This window comes from Bacteroides sp. 3_1_13 (genome assembly GCF_001185845.1).
GTDB lineage: Bacteria > Bacteroidota > Bacteroidia > Bacteroidales > Bacteroidaceae > Bacteroides > Bacteroides xylanisolvens.
On record NZ_KQ236955.1, the window covers coordinates 3,055,986 to 3,074,831 of the forward strand.

17 protein-coding genes and 4 pseudogenes are annotated in these 18,846 nt (G+C 41.4%); 3 read left to right on the forward strand and 18 right to left on the reverse strand.

What is annotated here, in order from left to right; genetic code table 11:
- Nucleotides 1-220: 220 nt before the first annotated feature.
- The 9 genes and pseudogenes from HMPREF9009_RS25735 to HMPREF9009_RS11180 all read right to left on the reverse strand — a co-directional run bounded on the left by HMPREF9009_RS25735 (nt 221) and on the right by HMPREF9009_RS11180 (nt 11,348).
- Nucleotides 221-397: a hypothetical protein gene (locus HMPREF9009_RS25735; protein ID WP_004317275.1), complete on the reverse strand. Its 177-nt coding sequence runs from the start codon at nt 395-397 to the stop codon at nt 221-223.
- Nucleotides 394-2,685, reverse strand: a complete 2,292-nt coding sequence (locus tag HMPREF9009_RS11155) for an NADP-dependent malic enzyme (RefSeq protein ID WP_008024705.1) — start codon at nt 2,683-2,685, stop codon at nt 394-396. Before HMPREF9009_RS11155 ends, HMPREF9009_RS25735 begins: the two co-directional genes overlap by 4 nt.
- 315 nt (nt 2,686-3,000) lie before the next feature.
- Nucleotides 3,001-4,611, reverse strand: a complete 1,611-nt coding sequence (locus HMPREF9009_RS11160; RefSeq protein WP_049702146.1) for a hypothetical protein — start codon at nt 4,609-4,611, stop codon at nt 3,001-3,003.
- A 95-nt stretch (nt 4,612-4,706) separates the two neighbouring features.
- Nucleotides 4,707-5,741, reverse strand: coding sequence for an HlyD family secretion protein (locus HMPREF9009_RS11165; protein WP_008024693.1), 1,035 nt, complete (start codon nt 5,739-5,741; stop codon nt 4,707-4,709).
- 72 nt (nt 5,742-5,813) lie between these two features.
- Complete coding sequence (locus HMPREF9009_RS11170) at nt 5,814-7,133, reverse strand: TolC family protein (protein ID WP_049702147.1); 1,320 nt, start codon at nt 7,131-7,133, stop codon at nt 5,814-5,816.
- Nucleotides 7,134-7,590: 457 nt separating this feature from the next.
- On the reverse strand, nt 7,591-7,749 hold the full coding sequence (locus HMPREF9009_RS25930; RefSeq protein WP_008024688.1) for a hypothetical protein: 159 nt from the start codon (nt 7,747-7,749) through the stop codon (nt 7,591-7,593).
- A 109-nt stretch (nt 7,750-7,858) separates the two neighbouring features.
- Entirely contained in the window at nt 7,859-9,295 is a 1,437-nt protein-coding gene (locus HMPREF9009_RS11175) for a calcineurin-like phosphoesterase C-terminal domain-containing protein (RefSeq protein WP_049702148.1), read from the reverse strand.
- A 3-nt stretch (nt 9,296-9,298) separates the two neighbouring features.
- Nucleotides 9,299-9,481: pseudogene (locus HMPREF9009_RS25740) on the reverse strand (hypothetical protein); the annotation flags it as partial.
- Between the two features lie 157 nt (nt 9,482-9,638).
- Entirely contained in the window at nt 9,639-11,348 is a 1,710-nt protein-coding gene (locus HMPREF9009_RS11180; protein WP_008024686.1) for a hypothetical protein, read from the reverse strand.
- Nucleotides 11,349-11,752: 404 nt separating this feature from the next.
- On the opposite strand from HMPREF9009_RS11180, the pseudogene HMPREF9009_RS11185 reads away from it, so the two are divergent.
- Both HMPREF9009_RS11185 and HMPREF9009_RS11190 read left to right on the forward strand, forming a co-directional pair.
- Nucleotides 11,753-12,424 (forward strand): annotated as a pseudogene (locus HMPREF9009_RS11185) (PDDEXK nuclease domain-containing protein); the annotation flags it as partial.
- Nucleotides 12,425-12,447: 23 nt separating this feature from the next.
- Nucleotides 12,448-12,732 (forward strand): annotated as a pseudogene (locus HMPREF9009_RS11190) (TolC family protein); the annotation flags it as partial.
- A 126-nt stretch (nt 12,733-12,858) separates the two neighbouring features.
- Here HMPREF9009_RS11190 and HMPREF9009_RS26145 read toward each other — a convergent pair.
- From HMPREF9009_RS26145 to HMPREF9009_RS11235, 9 genes and pseudogenes are all read right to left on the reverse strand, one after another.
- On the reverse strand, nt 12,859-13,161 hold the full coding sequence (locus HMPREF9009_RS26145; RefSeq protein WP_225449910.1) for a hypothetical protein: 303 nt from the start codon (nt 13,159-13,161) through the stop codon (nt 12,859-12,861).
- A 163-nt stretch (nt 13,162-13,324) separates the two neighbouring features.
- Entirely contained in the window at nt 13,325-13,519 is a 195-nt protein-coding gene (locus tag HMPREF9009_RS11200) for a hypothetical protein (RefSeq protein WP_049702346.1), read from the reverse strand.
- Between the two features lie 147 nt (nt 13,520-13,666).
- Nucleotides 13,667-13,966 (reverse strand): annotated as a pseudogene (locus HMPREF9009_RS11205) (hypothetical protein); the annotation flags it as partial.
- Between the two features lie 19 nt (nt 13,967-13,985).
- Nucleotides 13,986-14,609: an NYN domain-containing protein gene (locus tag HMPREF9009_RS11210; RefSeq protein ID WP_009038705.1), complete on the reverse strand. Its 624-nt coding sequence runs from the start codon at nt 14,607-14,609 to the stop codon at nt 13,986-13,988.
- 317 nt (nt 14,610-14,926) lie between these two features.
- Nucleotides 14,927-15,976: a DUF4373 domain-containing protein gene (locus tag HMPREF9009_RS11215; RefSeq protein ID WP_049702151.1), complete on the reverse strand. Its 1,050-nt coding sequence runs from the start codon at nt 15,974-15,976 to the stop codon at nt 14,927-14,929.
- Between the two features lie 33 nt (nt 15,977-16,009).
- On the reverse strand, nt 16,010-16,453 hold the full coding sequence (locus HMPREF9009_RS11220) for an N-acetylmuramoyl-L-alanine amidase (RefSeq protein ID WP_049702152.1): 444 nt from the start codon (nt 16,451-16,453) through the stop codon (nt 16,010-16,012).
- A complete protein-coding gene (locus HMPREF9009_RS11225) occupies nt 16,450-17,205 on the reverse strand; it encodes an HNH endonuclease family protein (protein WP_049702153.1) in 756 nt (251 codons plus the stop codon). The genes HMPREF9009_RS11220 and HMPREF9009_RS11225 overlap by 4 nt, the downstream gene beginning before the upstream one ends.
- A 108-nt stretch (nt 17,206-17,313) precedes the next feature.
- Entirely contained in the window at nt 17,314-17,538 is a 225-nt protein-coding gene (locus tag HMPREF9009_RS11230) for a hypothetical protein (protein WP_049702154.1), read from the reverse strand.
- Nucleotides 17,535-17,879, reverse strand: a complete 345-nt coding sequence (locus HMPREF9009_RS11235) for an SH3 beta-barrel fold-containing protein (protein WP_049702155.1) — start codon at nt 17,877-17,879, stop codon at nt 17,535-17,537. The genes HMPREF9009_RS11230 and HMPREF9009_RS11235 overlap by 4 nt, the downstream gene beginning before the upstream one ends.
- A gap of 296 nt (nt 17,880-18,175) precedes the next feature.
- On the opposite strand from HMPREF9009_RS11235, the gene HMPREF9009_RS11240 reads away from it, so the two are divergent.
- On the forward strand, nt 18,176-18,643 hold the full coding sequence (locus HMPREF9009_RS11240; RefSeq protein ID WP_008770760.1) for a hypothetical protein: 468 nt from the start codon (nt 18,176-18,178) through the stop codon (nt 18,641-18,643).
- The last annotated feature ends 203 nt before the right edge of the window (nt 18,644-18,846 follow it).

Here is an 18,846-nt window from a genome sequence, read left to right on the forward strand (position 1 = left end):
TAAAAATAATGTGCTAATTTGACAATTTGCTCATGTGCCGCTCGACTATGTGCTTTTCTGCCGTATAGCAATTTGCACACTTGTATATGGGTACATCGGATTTTTATTTCCGGTTGCAAAAGTAAAGATAAAAATTGAACTAGCAAACATTTTATAAAGAAAAATGCGATAAAATATCAAATTTGATATTTTATCGCATTAAAAATAGGAAAAAAGATATTTATTTGTTCTTTTTGATCGACTTATAAACAGGAATAAATACTAATGCTGCCGAAATGACAAGCATTACTATCGTCATCCCGTCAATTCGTTCGGCTTTTGTTAGAACTAAATAGCAAAGCGCCAACCAAAGCAGGCTGATGCAAACTATTTGTGATTTGGATAACGGGCGTTTCATTTCACTCCTCTTTTCTTTTTGTCAACAATGGCATCGATCACGGCTACGGCTGTGATATTCACAATGTCACGGACGGAACTTTCGAAATCGGTGAAGTGGATAGGTTTGTTCAATCCCATCTGGATAGGGCCGATGAATTCTGTATCCGGGTCCATTGCCTGCAACAGTTTGTAACCGGCGTTTGCTGAACTTAGGTTCGGGAAAATCAGAGTATTTACATCTTTACCTTTCAAGCGGGTAAACGGATATTTGGTATCACGCAATTCGCGGTTCATGGCAAAATTAACCTGCATTTCACCGTCGATAGCCAATTCCGGATATGCTTCCTGCATGTGAGCAACTGCTTCGTGCACTTTCACTGGGCTACCTGCGGTATCAGCGCCGAAGTTAGAGTATGACAACATAGAGATAACCGGTGTGTGATTGAAGAAACGAACTGTTTTATCGGACAGTTTGGCGATATCAATCAATGTTTCCGTATCGGGGTGGCGGTTAATCAATGTGTCTGCCAGGAAGTAAGTACCTTTTTTGGAGTTCAGGATATGCATGGTACCGAAGTGTTTGAAGCCCGGTTGGATGCCGATCACTTCTTTTGCCACTTTGATCGTATTGCTATATCTTGTATAAAGTCCGGTGATGAATGCGTCTGCATCTCCTGTTTCCACCATCATCATACCGAAGTAGTTGCGTTCGAACATCTTGTCGTTGGCTTCTTCGTAGGTAAATCCTTCGCGTGCACGTTTTTCTGCAAGGATGCGGGAGTAACGCTCGCGACGATCTGATTCGTCCGGGTGACGAAGATTGACGATTTCAATGCCTTCCAGGCTAAGCTCCATTTCTTCTGCCAGTTTTCCGATAGCTTCGTCGTTTCCTAATAAGATAGGATGACAGATACCTTCGGCTTTTGCTTCAACGGCAGCTTTCAGCATATTCGGGTGGATACCCTCGGCAAATACGACACGTTGCGGTGAGCGGCGGGCAGTATCATACAGTTGGCGGGTCAGTTTGGATTCGTAACCCATCAATTCGCGCAGGTGAACACAGTAAGCGTCCCAGTCTTTGATTTCTGTGCGAGCCACTCCGCTTTCCATAGCAGCTTTTGCCACTGCGCAGGAAACTTCGGTGATGAGGCGTGGATCTACCGGTTTCGGGATAAAGTATTCCGCACCGAAAGAAAGGTTGTTTACGTGGTAGGCTGCGTTGACTACATCAGGTACCGGTTGTTTTGCCAGGTTGGCAATAGCGTGTACGGCCGCAATCTTCATTTCTTCGTTGATTGCTTTAGCTTGAGTGTCCAAAGCACCACGGAAGATATATGGGAAACCGATTACATTATTAATCTGGTTCGGATAGTCGGAACGTCCGGTAGCCATCAGTACGTCAGGACGTGCTGCCATGGCATCTTCGTAAGAGATTTCCGGTGTCGGGTTGGCCAATGCGAATACGATGGGCATCGGAGCCATGCTGCGTACCATATCTTGACTCAACACATTTCCTTTTGACAGGCCGAGGAATACATCCGCGCCCTTGATTGCTTCTTCCAGTGTGTGGATATCTGTGCGGTCAGTTGCAAAATATCTTTTCTGTTCGTTCAGATCGGTACGTGTCTTGCTGATAACGCCTTTACTATCCAGCATGACAATATTTTCGAGGCGAGCGCCCAAAGATACATATAATTTAGTACAAGATACTGCGGATGCACCGGCACCGTTCACGACGATTTTCACATCCTCGATTTTCTTTCCTGCCACCTGCAAGGCATTTACCAAACCGGCGCTGGAGATAATAGCAGTACCGTGCTGGTCGTCGTGCATTACAGGAATGTCTAATTCTTCTTTCAGGCGACGTTCGATTTCAAAACATTCGGGCGCCTTGATGTCTTCCAGGTTGATACCTCCAAAGGTAGGAGCGATTGCTTTCACTGCCGCAATGAACTTCTCCGGATCTTTCTCGTCTACTTCGATGTCGAAAACGTCGATACCGGCATAGATTTTGAAAAGCAGCCCTTTACCTTCCATTACAGGTTTGCCGCTTAATGCGCCTATATCGCCCAGTCCGAGTACGGCTGTACCGTTAGAAATAACAGCTACAAGATTTCCTTTAGCTGTATACTTGTATGCATCCTGCGGGTTCTTCTCAATTTCGAGACAAGGTTCTGCTACACCGGGGGAATATGCGAGTGATAAGTCGGTTTGTGTACTATAAGGTTTGGTAGGCACTACCTCAATCTTGCCGGGTTTGCCCTGTGAGTGATAGAGCAAAGCGGCTTCTTTCGTTATTTTAGCCATGGTATATATGTAATTTGTTAATAAGTTATCAATTGGCTGCAAATGTAGGAATAAAAGTTAGAAATTGTAGTATTTCGGAGATAATTTCTATTAATTTTATAGCAAAATGACTAAAATAATGGGTATATATGTAATTTAGCTGTAATTGTGTCTCATTTGTGAAAGGAAGGTGTGTTAAAATACTCTTATCACTTTCATTTAGGCACGGATTACACGGATTAATACGGTTCCATTAAACTAAAACTGTGTAATTCGTGCCTAAATAATATCAATCTAATAGATGATTTTACTTTTGACCCATTCTGATCCTGTTGCTTATTCTTTTTCTGACGGTGTATGCGTTGTCCGCCAAAATGTATTCTTTACTTCGCGGGCTACCTCTCTCCAACTTGGCATGCTTTTTAATGAACGGCGAACCGGAAAATCATAAAGCAATAATAATAGGAAAAGGAAGATGCAGGCATAAGCCACCCATCCATAAATTTGCTTGATGCTTATTTCCATCATCTGATTGATAAATTCTTCCATATAATGACCTATGTTGAACGGGCTGCTGCTGAAAGACACATGGTCGATGGCCGAACCGTAACGTGCCAGATTGTCGGGAACATAATAAGCCAATCCCTGCGCATAGACCGCACAGCCTAATACACCGCCAACTACCATGTGCAGCATATTGAATACACTTAATCCCTGGAAGAAATGCTGGAACGTCATGGTTTCTTCCAGACACACCATGAAGGTGGCACTCAAGACGGCATAGGCAAATCCCCTGCACACCGTTGGCAGGTAGAGCTGTGAAATATGTATATCAGTAGATAGAGTCAGGTAAAAACCGATCAGATAGCCGATCAGCCCAAGGAAGCCGACAATAATCAAGCGCACATAGTTGTATTGTTTGATGTGCATCCACCAATAAGAGAATACACAACCACAAACGATACCGATAATGGCAAACCAGTCGAGTTGTGAACTGACCAGTTCTTCATATTTCATCACTTCTTCGTAAAAGACTTCTTCTAATACATGCTCGGTTGCAAGAAATGCTTCCACTAATGTGACTAGTCCTAATAAGGACCAAAAGTGGCGATAAGTCCACATCTTCGGTTCGAGAAAAGGATGGCGGATTGTCATCATACGCCAAATACAAATAGCCAGAGTGATGAAAATCACGATAGTCAGTTGGCGGATTACCGGGCTGTTCCACCAGTCGTACCAGTCTCCGTAGTTGAAGAGGAAGGCGATTTCCGCTAATAAGGCGGCCCAGAGCACTCCACCCAGCCAGTCGATACCGAACAGGGGAAATTTGCGCATGAACCTGAAATGTTTCACACAAGTAAACTGAATTAGCAGGACGATTAGCATTAATCTGGCGATGAACAGATTCATATATGTCCAGTGGTAGTGATACATTAAATAAGTCGTAATCAGGTCGGACAGCTGAATACTTCCCAGAATTACAATATGAAGCCAGGGAAAGAAAACCGTGAAATCCCGTTTGGGAGTCATCCATAACTGAATATTGGACATACATTCAAAAGTTCCCTGTATTTTGCACATTCCTTCGATGAAACAGATCAGCCACAACAGTGGGAGGAAGGTGATATGTGGAGCTATCAAGTTACAGAGTAAGACTCCCAGTGCTGCCGATGTGAGTAGGGTTTTATTGGTAAAACGAAACTTCATGCGAAACAATAACGGGAAATAGATTGCCATACCTGCCAGATTAGCGTACATGCACATTAAAATATCCTCACGCATCAGTGCCATGCTGCCGATCATCTGATTCAATGCACCCAGATAGACACCGCCCGATAACTGGAAGGTGACGGCAATGAAAAGATAAATCCACGGCTGCATCCTCCGCGGTACGAAGCTGCGGAACATTGGCATAACGAAAGGACCATTCAGAACAGGAGCACTCATAAAAATTAAAGATTAAAAATTAAAACGATAATTAAGGCAATAATTAAGCAATTTATAATTAAAGCAATAATTAAAACGATAAAGGGTTGAAGCGGTTAGTACTTCACCTCACATTCTACGTTGAAGCCTGCACGCATACGTTTCAAATCTTCCGGTTTGTTTCCTTTCAGACTGATGCGTACGGGAATACGTTGCTCCACTTTGACGAAATTACCGGTGGCGTTATCTTGTGGAATCATTGAAAATGCCGCTCCTGTTGCGTCGGAAATAGACTCTACTACTCCTTTGAATGTTATGTTTGGCACGGCGTCTGCGGTTATTTCCACTTCTGCGCCTTCCTTGATATTCGGAAGCTGGGTTTCGCGATAATTGGCGATTACCCACAGGTCGCTGCTGTCTACGATGTCGACCATGGTTTGTCCCGGCTGTACCAGCTGGCCTTCCAAAATTTCTTTCTTTCCTGTGGTACCGTCACATGGAGCAATGATAACTGTATAAGAAAGATTCAGACGGGCAAGCTCTAATGCAGCTTCTGCCAGGCGGACACCTGCCTCATTCTGTCCTAAACGATGGGTTTGCTCGCTTTTCACTAAAGAGGTAGACAATTTAGCTCGTGACACCTGTTCATAACGGGCTTTGGCTGCTTCGTAAGCTGTATGTACGTTGTCATATTGTTGTTTAGTCACTGCATCTTCCTGCAATAACTTTTCGAAACGGTTCAGTTCGCGTCTTGCATTTTCCATTTGTACACGTACTTCCTCAATGCTTGCGTCGCTCACGCTCAAGTTGTTTTGAGTAGTGGCGATGCCAATGGTAGTGGCCTGTCTTCCTGCGGTAGCATTGGCTAAATCAGCTTCTGCCTGTGCCACACGGAGGCGGAATTCGGTATCTTCGATGATAAGGAGCGTGTCGCCTTTGTGTACTTGTTGATACTCGTCGAAACAGATTTTTTTGATGAACCCCGGAACACGAGTGTTGATTGGCGTGATATGTTGTCTCACCTGCGCATTATCAGTATATTCAATGTTTCCAAGGTGAATGAACCGGGAACAAACATAGGTGACACCACCGATAAGAAGACAGATTATCACAATATTATATATAATCTTCTGGGTTTTTCTAGCTATCATAATCATTTATATTTTAAACAGTAAGTAATTTCATTCTCTTAATTTACAATCCAAATTGTCTAATCGTAAAATCTATAGGGTATGTGTGATATATTTCATTTTATAGTAACTGTATATCAAGTTGATGCGTGCATTGACCAGACCGAGGTCGGCGCTTAGTTTCATGTTGCTGGCGTCGAGCATATCGGTGAGCAGAGCGAGATCATTTTTATAGCGGTTGCTGATTACGTTATAGTTTTGGTCGGCGAGTTCCACACTTTTCTCCTGCGTACGTAAGTCGGTAAAAGAAGTGAGGAAGTTGACATAATTTGCCTGAACTCCGTTTTCTATTTGTTCCTGTGCCAATGAATATTCTTCCTGTGCCCTGCGTGCGTTCAATTTTGCCTGACGTACTTTCTTGTTATTTTTGAATAAAGAAGAAAGGTTGTATTTTATGCCGACACCCACATACCAGTAATTGAAGTTGTTGTCTAGTACCGGGACTTCAATCGTGATAGGACCGTCCAAATGCTCTCCGGCTACAAGAGCAATTTTGGGAAGCAGTTCCGAACGTTCCAGTTTTACTTTCTGCTCGCTCATTTGTACAGACAGCTGGGCTTGTTGCAGGCCGACATTACTTTGGGCCGCCATCATTTGCCAGTCGTTTTCTGCCAGTGCTTTTACTTCCTCATCCAACAAGGTAGGATCAGGGACGATTTCTGTTCCGGCGGGCAGGTGTAGCGTAGTCACCAGTTGGTGATTCATAATTTTGCAGGCATCTTGCACCTTTGCCAATTGCAGTTTAAGCGTCTCTTTCTGCAATTCATAACGGGTGATATCATTCTTTAAAGCTGTTCCCTGCGTACGGCGTGATTCCATGTTGCGGATCACCTGTTCCGTCAGGTCCAGATTTTTTTGTAACACTTGCAACTGGTTATTCAATTTATATAAATCCAGATAATAGCCGGTCAGAAGAAAACGGATCTCCTGACGGTTCTTTTGCCAGTCTAATGCAGCCATTTGTTGCCCGAGTTCTGCCAAAGTAATGCTGCTGTTGATGGCTCCACCGGCATAAATCACTTGCTGCGCCTCCAAAGCAAAGTTATTGCCGAAGTGCGGCATAGGAATGTTTTGCCCGTTTTTGAAATCACGGTCCCACAAATATCCGTCACCCAGGTAACTGAATGAGAGTGAAGCCCCTATGTCCGGTAAACGTTGTGACTTGGCAGCTTTCAAAGCTTCTTTGGCTGCCTCTTCCCCCGTTTTATACGTTTGAATACTCTGACTGTTCTCGTCTGCCAGACGGAACATTTCGTTAATGCCCAAAACTCTCCTGTCAAGCGTCTGGGCAAACAGTCTTTGGCTACATAGTACGGCGTATAGCAGCACTATGAGCCATCTTTTTTTGCTCATAAAGTGAAATGAAATTTAATTAATAGTAGAAGTTTGAATTTTCTATGGTAAATTCTCTGTAGTGAAGACCGAATTATCAAATTTGCACTGCCACACCCCAACCGTGAAAGTCATGCATTTTGTTCTTGTAACGAATGTCGATTTGATAATATCTTAGTTTCATCTTAATACCTGTTTTCTATTTTGGATTTGCGAAATTATGAAAAAAAACAGGTAAGTTGTAATTCTATATAGCCTAAAATATAACATTGTTTAACCAAACAAGAAGAAAAGAGAAGGATTGTTCTGAAAAGAGCCGGGTTTCATTATCATCTTCCATAGTATAAGGTGTTGGCAATTAACTTCTCTCGGTAAAAGCGGGTGTCTTCCAACAAAAAGCCATTCAAATCGTCGTTTCCGCAATTGAATGGCTTTATATTCTCTGTGTCTTCAATCTTAATCAGTCTCATCAAGGAAGTCACATCATAAACGTTGCTATTTTCTTTAATTTCTCATATGCAGCTTTGACCCGCTGCTTTTCTTGTTGGGAAGCAGGTTTAACATTCTGCATTGATGCCAGGAAACGTTTGGCATCTTCACCAAAGAGTATCGGGGTTTCTTTAATTGGTCTTGCCATATTACTTTTTCCTTTTTTACGTGAATACTCTTGCAAAGATAGTCCATTTCTTCCTTAGTTCCAAATAGTTTCTGCCAAAGAATGCTTATTTATGTTTCTCCGGAAAAACCTACAATCTTACCTCTTTCGTGAATACTTCTCCGAAACGATTCTTAACCATCACTTTGACAGACTTCGTACCTTTCGCAGGCTGTGCCCGGAAAAGATGCCGTGTATGATAGCCGGTTTTCTTCCCTTTCACCATGTTGATGTAGTCCTGATCTTCATCATCAAAAGCCTGCATGGCCCCTTTCAATACTCCGTCTTCGTACCAGTTTACCGTATACGTTCTGTCCCAATCCCAGATGTTGGCTACCACATAGTCTTTCTGGCTTTCAAATTCTCCCGGCTTGTAGAGCCGGAACTGATAATCGGGAGAACAGCCTGTCGCTTTGTAACGCCACTTCACATCGTCACCTTTCACTTCTACCACCAGGTAACCGTTCGGCGCTCCGCAACGGTTCACGTGTCCTGCCCACCATGCACCGCAGGCAGCTCCGATATTATGTTCATAAATAGTAGGCGCAGGTTGCTGATTCTCATAGAAATGTGTGTGTCCCGAGAAAATATGAACCTGATACGGTCTTAATAGTTGGAAAAGCGCGTTGGCGTTGCGTGCATTTCCACCGGCCGATACCGTGTTGTTGGCTACCGGAGCGTGTACGTTCAGGAATACGGTGCTTCCTTCGGGCACATAACTTAAATCTTTTCTCAACCAGTCCAGATCTTCCGGTGTGAATCGTTCCGTGTATTTCTTATTACCATCGTAGTCGATGTCTTTCATTGCGATTACATGGATTTTTCCAATGTTGAATGAATAGTTGGCCGGACCGAACGACTGGTAATAATTCTGTTCCCCATATCCGTCTGCCGGATTGTCCGTCTGTGTCATGGATTTGTAGAGCAGGTTGAAATCATGGTTTCCCATTAGTTGGAACATTGTGATACCTAAATTAGAGACGGCTTGCCGGTAAGGAGCATATAAGTTCATGGCATCCCACACAAGGTCGCCCAGTCCCATACCAACGATTTCGAAGTTCTTTAGCGAGTCGGCAGTTTGTTTCAGGTCGGGCACTGTCTCTGTGCGGAAGCGGTCCAGTTGTTTCTCGTTCCTCACTTGCGGATCGGAAATGGCGATATAGACAAATTCATCCGCCGGCTTCTGCCGTTTGGTCAGAACGAAGTTGCACTGATTCTCGCTTTTCTTCGCATCCAAATATTGATAGAAGCCGTCGGCTACACCCTCTTTGGAAGGAAGCTCATAGTCTGCCGGAGTAGAGATGTAAACCATCGGATAACGTGCCGGATCGGTGTTCAAAACATAGTTTCCTTGTGCGTCGGTTGTTTTAAAATGCGCACCGTCAGTTACTACTACACCGCTGACAGGCTTACCTGTGTTATCTTTCACACTGCCTTTCACAACAGTCTGACCAAAAGCGGCAACAACATTTAGCTGGAGACATAAGATTGCCGCAAACAGCATATTTCTATTACATACTTTTTTCATTGCTTATAACTTTCTTAGAGTGACTTGATTGAATAATGCGATAATCTCTTCCGGTTCGTCTGCCGACTTTACAGCCTCTTCGAAAGACTTGCTGTTATCGTCGAAACACATCACATTGGCACAATCCAGAATGTGTGCCATGTTGGATGTAGCAACTTCCCGGCTCACTTCTTCCTTTTTCACTGCTGATGTAGTCGTTGAAGTGTTCTTTGATAACCGCTGGGTAGACCGATGTAATTTTTGTCCTGTTGTATAGGGTGACTTGCAACATATACACTAGGAGGCAAAACGTGTTTCATCCTTTCAACAAGTGGGCAAAGAACTCGGAACTTATTTCATGTTTTTATTTTTTAGGTTTTAAAATTAGATGATAATCTTTTTCTAAATTATAATCGTTGTAATTAGGCTTTAAATAATTAGGCATTGACTCCAACTCTTCAGAAGTGCGATTTTCCTTTAATTTGAATGTTTTTATTATATGAGAAACTGGCGCACCATTTTTAGGTTGTATTTTGATGGAAAAACGTACACAAACATCTCCGGCATATTTATTAAAATTAGCCCAATCTGTATTCCAGTGATTTGTATAAACTCCCTCTTCCCAATAAGTATATTTTTCATTATTATACGATGTCTTTAAAGATCTACATAAAACCTCTTTGTTATAATATAAAACGATTTCTTGATTTGTTACATGTATATCGGCAATGGCCTTTACTTCTGGATTAAATTCTAAGTAAGGTGAATAATCTTTACTTGTATCAAAGACAATGCGATGAACTTCATTGATATAATCACCATATTCTGGATCAACTCCTTGATATTCATAGTATTGTTCGTGAGATTTTATTTCTGGCTTTCCTTTAAAATTCACGACTCCCAGTATTTTATTATATAATGGAACATAACCTGTTGCATTTATAACATTTTCTGTTCCTGGTAACCAAAATGAAATTGGCATTGAAGGAAATGCTCCGCTATTTGTGCTTGTACCTGACAAGGAAATTGTAGTCATCAATTGATAATTTACTGGAGGATTTATTCCTTTATTGCTGCTTCCACCCACAATTCCACTAACAAATCCAACTATAAGTCCTGGCAGACCAGACGTAGATCCCTTTAATGCAGAACTCACTCCATTATATAACGCATTAAAAATCCCATTTTTTAGCCCTAACTTATTATTTGATTGTCCATCTTTAGCATCGGATATTTTGTTCCTCTCTAAAGAATTTAGTCCAATTCCAGCCAAAATTCCAGTCCCTATTGATTTTAATTCATCAGATTGTAATATGTTTCCCATTTTATTTGAATGATCTACTGCTCCTTGACCTAGAATGGCATTAAGCTTTCCTTCCATTTTTCCATCTAAGTATATTTTAGAAACACTATAGTAATTCAAAAACCAATTAAATCGTATTTCATTATAAGGAATAGAAGAAAGATTTTGATCATAAGCCAATTCATATTCCATCATATACCATCTGTTAGTAGCTAATGGCATTGAACCATCAATAGGGGCGGGCTGTAGTTGTACGTAGCTTTTCTGATCTTTTGCCACTGCATCTAGGACTGGCTGTCCTAAAAAATTTAAAATAGATGTTTCCTTGGCAGAAATAACAGAAATACCATTTTGTATATAAGAAGAAGTTGCTACGAAAGGTGTTGTTATATATAAATATATTCTCATTGTACCTCGATACTTATTATATAATACAAAGAAAGGATTATTTACTATACTAGAAGCCTCTGAACTAAAAGCGTTGTAAAGCATCTCCCACCCATCAAAAGATTTGTAATCATTAAGTATATCTGTTTCATAAAATGAAGACAAACTCCCTGCTCCAATCCAAGGAACCGGTATTCGTGCATATCCTGCAGGAGTTGGCATCCAATCGGCATTTTCCCAATCGAAGTCAGGCGTTACCACTGAACGAGTTATTAATGAAGGGGCCAGATTCCAGTCAGTTTTACTGTCATCAGAACATGAAGTCATCGTCAGGCAATATCCTAACACTAAAAATAATAATCGAAATAAATTTTTCGTGTCCATAATTTTGATATTTTAATGATACATAAATAGTATTAATTCTCTATTAGATAATATGAAATTAAAACAATAGTTCGTTAAATATTCATTTAATCTTTATGTGGTAATAGTTACAAACTTCTGTTTTTTATTCTTTGACCAAGCGAGAATGGTGTTCCTGCGGAAATCTTTCGTGACTACTGGAGTAGCGTCCAACTGGATAAATATAAATTTGCACTCGTGACAAAGTGGTGGTATGACGGAAAAGGCAGGCAAATTTATCGGATAGTGCATCCGTAATGCTTCAATTATCATTATATTTGCCACTCTATTACCAAGGAAGGTCTCTTTGTTTTGGGGCAATCGGCTGAATGATGCTTGGATAGGAATAACCTATAGTGTCTTTAATCTAAAACGAAAAATAATAAATGGAAATTCAAAATAGTATATTTAACTACGCTGCTTTGCTTAAACAAGTCAAAGCACGGGTGGCACTCGCACAGAAAAAAGCGATTTATTCCGCTAATGAAGAAATGCTTTCTATGTATTGGGACATCGGCAAACTTCTTTGTGAAAGCCAGAAGCAGATAGGATGGGGGAACAATGCACTTGAACAGCTTGCCAATGACTTGAAGAATGATTATCCGAAAGTGAAGGGCTTTTCCCCACGAAATTGCAGGTGTATGATTCAGTTTCATAAAGAATATAATCAAGAGCTTACAATTTGGCAACCAGTGGTTGCCAAATTAGAAATGTCAAATTGTGTTCTTCCGATAAAACAGTTAAGCTGGTCACACAACATCACTTTAATACAACGGGTAAAAGACCTGAAAGCCCGCTATTGGTACATGATTCAATGTTTGAAGAGTGGATGGAGTCGTAATTTCTTAATTGAAGCTATCAATCAGGACTACTACCATACTTACGGGGCATTGGCAAACAACTTCGATTCCACTCTCCCGGAAATACAAGCCAAGCAGGTAAAAGAAACCTTAAAAGACCCCTATATTTTTGATATGCTGACTTTCACTGACGAATATAACGAAAGAGATGTAGAGTTAGGGTTGGTTAAGCATATTGAAAAGTTCCTTCTCGAAATGTTATGCAAACCTTTACATAAAAGTTCGAACAAACCTTGCTGAATGCAGGTGTGGAAGTGAACGAGGCACTGGTACAGTATCAGACTGCCCGCGAGAAAGCCGACTACTACGACAAGCAGGTAGCCTCTTTGCAAACAGCCGCTAAGAGCACAAGCCTGTTGATGAAGCATGGCAACACCACTTATCTGGAAGTGCTGACGGCACAACAGACGTTGCTCAACGCGCAACTGTCACAAGTGGCGAACCGCTTTACCGAAATTCAGGGTGTGATTACGTTGTATCAGGCTTTGGGTGGCGACCGTATGTAGGGAGGTATGTTTAAAATGGATGGCATCCGTTACATTGACTAACATCTGGTACCTGATAATTTGAATGTTTGTGTATGAAGAGAAAGAGGTGGGCTACCCTGTGAAGGGGAACTCACCTCTTTTGTTTTAGCTGTCTATGTCATATAGGTTAAGAAGGGTTTCTTTAATTCTGTCTTTTTTTCTCTCTATATCAGAACACTCTTTTTTGTTTACCATCAGGTAAGAACTGATTTCTATAAATTCGTAATGTTCAAAACGTTCTTTACCAAATAATTGGGTAGCCATGTTTTTGTATAATCTGAACCTTTGATTGTTGGCTCTTCCTTCTATTTTGTTAGATTCTAAATCTAAACTTTGAGCACCATTTATCACAAATGAAGCTAGTGGGAATTTTTGTAAAATGAGAGGGACAATGCTGGCACAAGTCATAAATATACGTAGAGTTTCTGTATAGTTGTGCATTTTAGTCTTTGACAGATATCTTTTCTGTTTGAGTAGAATTTATAAATATATGCAAAATCAAAAGCGTCACCAACATTTGGTGACGCTTTTTGAATAAATATCATCTTATAAGGCCTTATATTATCCAGCATTACGGTACAAGTCTTATACTTGTATTTACAGGAATATTTGTTTCGTTTACACGATTCCCGTTTCCGACAATTTTTTTGAGAGACACAGTTTTATATTCGCTTATTGATTTCCATCCAAGTCTCTCACCTTTGCTCTTTTTGGTGTTGTTAGCAGCCAATAAAGCTTCTTTCTGTTTTTTTAAACTGTTTCCCATAATTAATGTCTCCTTTAGAGCTATGCCCCAAATATCTGTTTGGAACGTAATAATGTTATTACTCCGCAAAAATAACAAATATATTTGCAAGAGGGGGTGGCTGATTGTGGATTGATGAGTGCTTTTAACTTCTTTTGTCTAATTACTCTATAACTCTTCGATCATGCTTAAAGGTAAATCAGTACATTCGGCAATAGATTGGTTGTCTATCCCTTTGGCTTTCATATTCCGCGCTATTTGTAGTTGGGCTTTTTGGGCGCCTTCTTTTATCCCTTTCTCCATCCCTTCTTTCATCCCTTTTTGTTCAGCTGCATCCATTGTCACCAAATAATCGCGGTACACCTTGACGCTATTGTCGTATCGCTCCCTGTCTTCCGGAGACATGGAAGCTACATCGGCGATATCTTCCAATTTCTCGAAGACAGCTTTTCGTGCCTTGAACGGCAAGATAGGTCGATCTAAAATCTTATTTCCACTCATCCGGGCGTTCTATTACATATCCGTTTGGTAGCTGCACTTTTTGGGGCAATATATGTTTCTTGAATATATTAAAAGCGCCATCAAGTTTACGTGTGCCATCACTTAGGTTCGATAAATTAGATGAATATCTGTTAGGAGGAAAATATACATAGACCTTTTGTAACGGGTTAAATTCTCTTATCAGCTCTACAGGTGGTATTAAATCGCTGTCTGCTGATACAATGATAGCAATGTCACAGCGCTTTTTATAGGCGTCCGACAGAATCTTTGTAGCTATTCGTACATCTGTCTCTTTTTCTTCAAAAGAATGAATGATACCACCACAATAACGGCATTTAATCTCTTTTTTGAGGTATTTACCCAATATCAAGTTAAATTTAGGGTTACATTTGTTTGCTTGAAATAGTTTATCTTGCCTATCGTGTTTGCCTGCATCTGTTGGACGAGCTGAAAAATAATTGACTTCTACCAATTCTTGATAGGGCTTTAGAAAACTATTAAAGAAGCTGACTAAATCCAGCCAATAACACATTTTCCATTTTTTGGACTTCAGCCCGTAATAGAAATTAAAACCGTCTACATAGACTATTACTTTCTTTTTGTCTTCCATAGCGTTATATATAAAAAAACCCATCTTTAATTGATGGGTCAGCCTTAGTATTTCTCAACTAAGGGGGGTAATTTGTACCACAAAGGTACAAATCTTTTTTAGAATAACAAATTGATAGGTTCTTTTTCTTCCTTTTTTATGATTTACTTTATTCTTTGGTTTCTCGAGTTACAAATACTGGCTCTACAAGTCGAGGCCTTTTCCTTGTATGATAAAGATGCGATAGTTCTTGGTTTTCTATCTTTCTTTGCCTGAATTTATGATATAAACGAATGATGATGGCATGTTTCGTTTTTATATTCAGACTTTTTCCCGGTTTATCTTCCCCTGATTAGCTTTTTCAGTGTCCCGTTGTATGTGTTTTCAAATTCCGTCGGATGATTGAGCGCCCAAAGAATGTAATCACCCGGTTCGTTCTTTTTGAGCAGGGTAGGGCGGTATTGGGAACTAAGGATTTTCCATAAAATCCCGCCGGGACCTCCCAGTTCTTTACGTCGGGCAAGGGCGGCAATCGCTTTCACTGTCTGTTCGTTCCGGATACCGATTGTTTGCATATTTAGTAGAAGTATAGCTTCCGATCCCCCTCCCGTTTGCATCCCTTCCGAAATCGTTTTCGGAGCTGTTTCTAAGACCGTTTTCGGAGCTGTTCCCGGAGCTGTTTCAGAAATTGTTTCAGAAACCGTCTCCGCAATAGATTCCGTTTTTTCTCTTCCAATCGATTTATCCAAAGACAAACCCTCTACAACGACAGGCGAAGCCTGAAAAACGCTGTTTGACGGAACGGGCGGCATTATCCTCTCATTCTCTTTTTGGCATTTTCCTTGTCTCTCTGTCTCTTTGTCTTTTTTGATTTCAGATTTGATCTCATTTTCCATATCCATTTCCTGTTTACCTTTGATATCTGTATCCGTTTCCTCTTTTGTTTGTGGCATTGTTGTAGCAAAATCATGGGATTCTGTTACATCTTTAAAATCTTCCTTGATAAGCCAGAAATGTTCCAGAGGTAATTTGTATTTTCTCCGGCTGTCGGTGATGATTTTATGATATTGTTCCTGAATGGCCTGTGAAGTCAATACACCGTACTCCTTATATATAAGATCGTCGAACAGCCCTACCGCCAGGCAATCATCAATGATGGCCTGCATTTCCTCCTCCCCGCAACACGCTTCCTGGGCGATGTCGAAGAGCGTGTCTTTGTTCCACGAAATATAATAACCTTTCTCTTTATAAATGAGGCAAAGCAGTGAAGTGAGCGCAGCAATCCCTGCCGCATGGTGGCGACAGGAGATGCGGCGTACTTTTCTGTCTTGCAGAAAATTGACATCGAGGGGAAAATAATCTAATCCGGGTTTGGAAATGCGGGCCATGATGATAAATTACTGATTGTAAATAATTGATAATTATTGAATAAACTCCGCTTTTACATCGAAGCAGGGGCAGGATTTTATATACTCGTTCGGTGAGATAATACCGTCTCCATTAAGATCGGGACTGGTGTCCCGATGTCCTATCACCTGTTGCAGAGAAGGGAAGACAAGGCGCAAATCTTCTACCAACCGGGCAAGTGCTTCACGCTGCGCTTCCGTTCGTGTGTCGGCAGGCCGACCGTTCCTGTCCAGTCCGCCAATGTAGCAGATACCGATAGACCGATGATTCCATCCCGTGCAATGTGCTCCGTCGAGGGCAACATCCCTTCCCGGTTCAACCGTGCCGTCGAGACGGACGACGAAGTGATAACCGATAGAACGGAAGCCGCGTTGACGATGCCAGCGGTCGATGTCGGCAGCGGTAAAATCCTGTCCCGCACGAGTGGCGGAACAATGGATGATGATGGTGTCTCTCATTGTGAAATCCTCCTTTCTTGTTTGCGTATAGTAGGGGAGGTGAATCCGAAGGCGGCAGCCTCCTCTGCAGACAGTTGACGGTAATATTGCTTTGTCACCGAGTGGTGCACCGGAGTGAAAGGAGCGTGAATCGGTGGTACAGCCGTATCCGTTATTGCCAATGAGTTTAAAAAGACAGGCAGTTGTGATAAAGCCGATGAATTGGCAAAGGGAACTTTCATGAAATCGTTTCCCCGATGTTGCCTTGCACGTAGGTTATGTAGCCATACACGATCCGGATGTTTCAGTTGCAGGATGAGCCAGTGTTGGTGTGACGGTTTCAGGCGTTCCTCTCTGCCCATTTCTTTCATAGACGGGTAGGCACGTAAAATGATTCCTTTCGCATCCGTTACGGCGCAGGGAGCTTTACGGGAACCTGTTCCGGTGGGGCGTAATCCTGTGCGGATGGCGTGCATCGTGTTGGTGTATGCATCGCACCATTCAAGGTTTGACACGTGGTTGTTCATCGTGTTTCCGTCAAGGTGGTTTATTTGCGGCAGATGTTTCGGGTTCGGAATAAATGCTTTGGCAATTAAGCGGTGGACGTGGTAATCGGTACAAATTCCTTTATTCAGGAGTGATACCGTTTCATAACCGGTTCCGATGATTTTAGTGCAAAGAATTAACTTCGATTTGCCCTTGAAACTCAATACCCGCCCATGATCTGAAATCATATAGTCGGGGTTTTCTTCAATAAATCTCCAATTTTCCATACTTGATACTGATAAATGTTAATAAAATTATACTCTGTTAAAAAATAGTCGCTTCTCTGAATTTAGCAAGGAGAAACGGCGTTTCCTGCATCTGTTAAACGGCGTTTCCTAGTGTGGAAAAGCGGCGTTTCCTGTATGTGTTAAACGGCGTTTCTTGCTGTCTTCATCTTGCTCTGTAGGAGGTTCGAGCCGTTCGGCACAGTGAATGAGAAATTCTAATTCTTCCCGGCAGCCTTGAATCGCTTCTTGCAGGGAGTCTACATTATACTGTCTGCAAAGAGCTTCCCACTCTTTTCGTTCTTGCTGATTCATTCCTTTTTCTTGTAGATTCATTCCACTTCGATATCCAGAAAATTTTCAGCATGAAAGGTGCGCCAGCCTTTGACATCGATGTCGTAATAGACGACAAATGTGTTCTCCGGTTTCGGTGTGTACGGGCGGCGGAAACTATGTTCGTAGCCGATGAGTGTGCCGGTGGCACGACGGATGGTTCCATCCTGCTTGGTATATCGGAAACAGACGTTTCCGTGATGCATTTGTCGGATAAGCTTTCCTATCCGGTGAGCCGTGACGAGTGCATCGTGCCGGCTCATGCCATTACTTTGCCGGATGACAGCGGCCTGCTTCATAAGCCGTATCCGTTGAAGTGAATGATTCTTTTTGATTTCAGTCATTTTCTTATTCGGTTTATTTTTGATTACGGTGGCAAAGGTAGAAGATGAGTTGCGTAAAGGTTGTCCAAGCTTGACGCATAAAAAAAGAATGGATACGAATGTGTCATGCTTGAATGAGTCGATGCGTTAAAAGATTCGACCTGTTTTTTTTTGATTATGGCAGTAAGGTAGAAAATGGGTACCACCAACCCCATCTATATTTGAATTTATTCATGGAATAAGAACGAATGTGTCATGCTTGAACACAAATGTTAAAAGAAATATCGGACTTTTGTGGAATAATATAAAAATAAATCATGAAAAAGGAAAGCAAGAAATTTAAAGTAAAAAGTAGAGATAAACAGAGTAAAACAACCGGTGTCCGTCATAGTGACGACGATGTGAAGAAAGCGGTGGTGGATCGTATTTTTAAGATAGAACAGTTGAATAATATTCCGGAAAGATATGTGGCGAACCATTCGAATTGTTCGCGCTCTTCAATAGGACGTATGTGTAAATGTAAATTTGACGGTCAGAGTCCTATCCCCGATTGGACAACTATTCATAATTATTCTGCTTGTATCATTGGAAAGTCTGAATTTATTCCCGGATTTCCCGAAGTGTTGTGTCATGTTTTAAATCTAATTGTTGACGATTCGGCAGATATAGACTGCACAGTGGATAATGACTGCCATATAGACATTGAAATTCGATTTCATACCTCCAAAAAACTGGTTAAGGATCCTATGGAAAAGGAAGGAGATAGGGAGAAAGAGGAACAATAAAAAGTAGAACCTTAATTCCGCAACACTATTATAAAATATTTTTTTTAAGTACCTGAGCAACAAAAAGTTGCTCAGGATTTTGCCATGTCAGAGGATTCACTTAACTTAGTGTTGCAAAAAAATAATCAAACAAAACCTCATCAGGCATGGCAAAAATGCAAATAAAATCCGAGAAGCTCACTCCTTTTGGAGGAATATTTTCA

What these genes read in the sequence shown, in the direction of transcription:
- HMPREF9009_RS25735 (WP_004317275.1), bottom strand. Translation starts at nt 397, where the DNA reads ATGAAACGCCCGTTATCCAAATCACAAATAGTTTGCATCAGCCTGCTT.
- HMPREF9009_RS11155 (WP_008024705.1), bottom strand. Translation starts at nt 2,685, where the DNA reads ATGGCTAAAATAACGAAAGAAGCCGCTTTGCTCTATCACTCACAGGGC.
- HMPREF9009_RS11160 (WP_049702146.1), bottom strand. Translation starts at nt 4,611, where the DNA reads ATGAGTGCTCCTGTTCTGAATGGTCCTTTCGTTATGCCAATGTTCCGC.
- HMPREF9009_RS11165 (WP_008024693.1), bottom strand. Translation starts at nt 5,741, where the DNA reads ATGATAGCTAGAAAAACCCAGAAGATTATATATAATATTGTGATAATC.
- HMPREF9009_RS11170 (WP_049702147.1), bottom strand. Translation starts at nt 7,133, where the DNA reads ATGAGCAAAAAAAGATGGCTCATAGTGCTGCTATACGCCGTACTATGT.
- HMPREF9009_RS25930 (WP_008024688.1), bottom strand. Translation starts at nt 7,749, where the DNA reads ATGGCAAGACCAATTAAAGAAACCCCGATACTCTTTGGTGAAGATGCC.
- HMPREF9009_RS11175 (WP_049702148.1), bottom strand. Translation starts at nt 9,295, where the DNA reads ATGAAAAAAGTATGTAATAGAAATATGCTGTTTGCGGCAATCTTATGT.
- HMPREF9009_RS11180 (WP_008024686.1), bottom strand. Translation starts at nt 11,348, where the DNA reads ATGGACACGAAAAATTTATTTCGATTATTATTTTTAGTGTTAGGATAT.
- HMPREF9009_RS26145 (WP_225449910.1), bottom strand. Translation starts at nt 13,161, where the DNA reads ATGACTTGTGCCAGCATTGTCCCTCTCATTTTACAAAAATTCCCACTA.
- HMPREF9009_RS11200 (WP_049702346.1), bottom strand. Translation starts at nt 13,519, where the DNA reads ATGGGAAACAGTTTAAAAAAACAGAAAGAAGCTTTATTGGCTGCTAAC.
- HMPREF9009_RS11210 (WP_009038705.1), bottom strand. Translation starts at nt 14,609, where the DNA reads ATGGAAGACAAAAAGAAAGTAATAGTCTATGTAGACGGTTTTAATTTC.
- HMPREF9009_RS11215 (WP_049702151.1), bottom strand. Translation starts at nt 15,976, where the DNA reads ATGGCCCGCATTTCCAAACCCGGATTAGATTATTTTCCCCTCGATGTC.
- HMPREF9009_RS11220 (WP_049702152.1), bottom strand. Translation starts at nt 16,453, where the DNA reads ATGAGAGACACCATCATCATCCATTGTTCCGCCACTCGTGCGGGACAG.
- HMPREF9009_RS11225 (WP_049702153.1), bottom strand. Translation starts at nt 17,205, where the DNA reads ATGGAAAATTGGAGATTTATTGAAGAAAACCCCGACTATATGATTTCA.
- HMPREF9009_RS11230 (WP_049702154.1), bottom strand. Translation starts at nt 17,538, where the DNA reads ATGAATCTACAAGAAAAAGGAATGAATCAGCAAGAACGAAAAGAGTGG.
- HMPREF9009_RS11235 (WP_049702155.1), bottom strand. Translation starts at nt 17,879, where the DNA reads ATGACTGAAATCAAAAAGAATCATTCACTTCAACGGATACGGCTTATG.
- HMPREF9009_RS11240 (WP_008770760.1), top strand. Translation starts at nt 18,176, where the DNA reads ATGAAAAAGGAAAGCAAGAAATTTAAAGTAAAAAGTAGAGATAAACAG.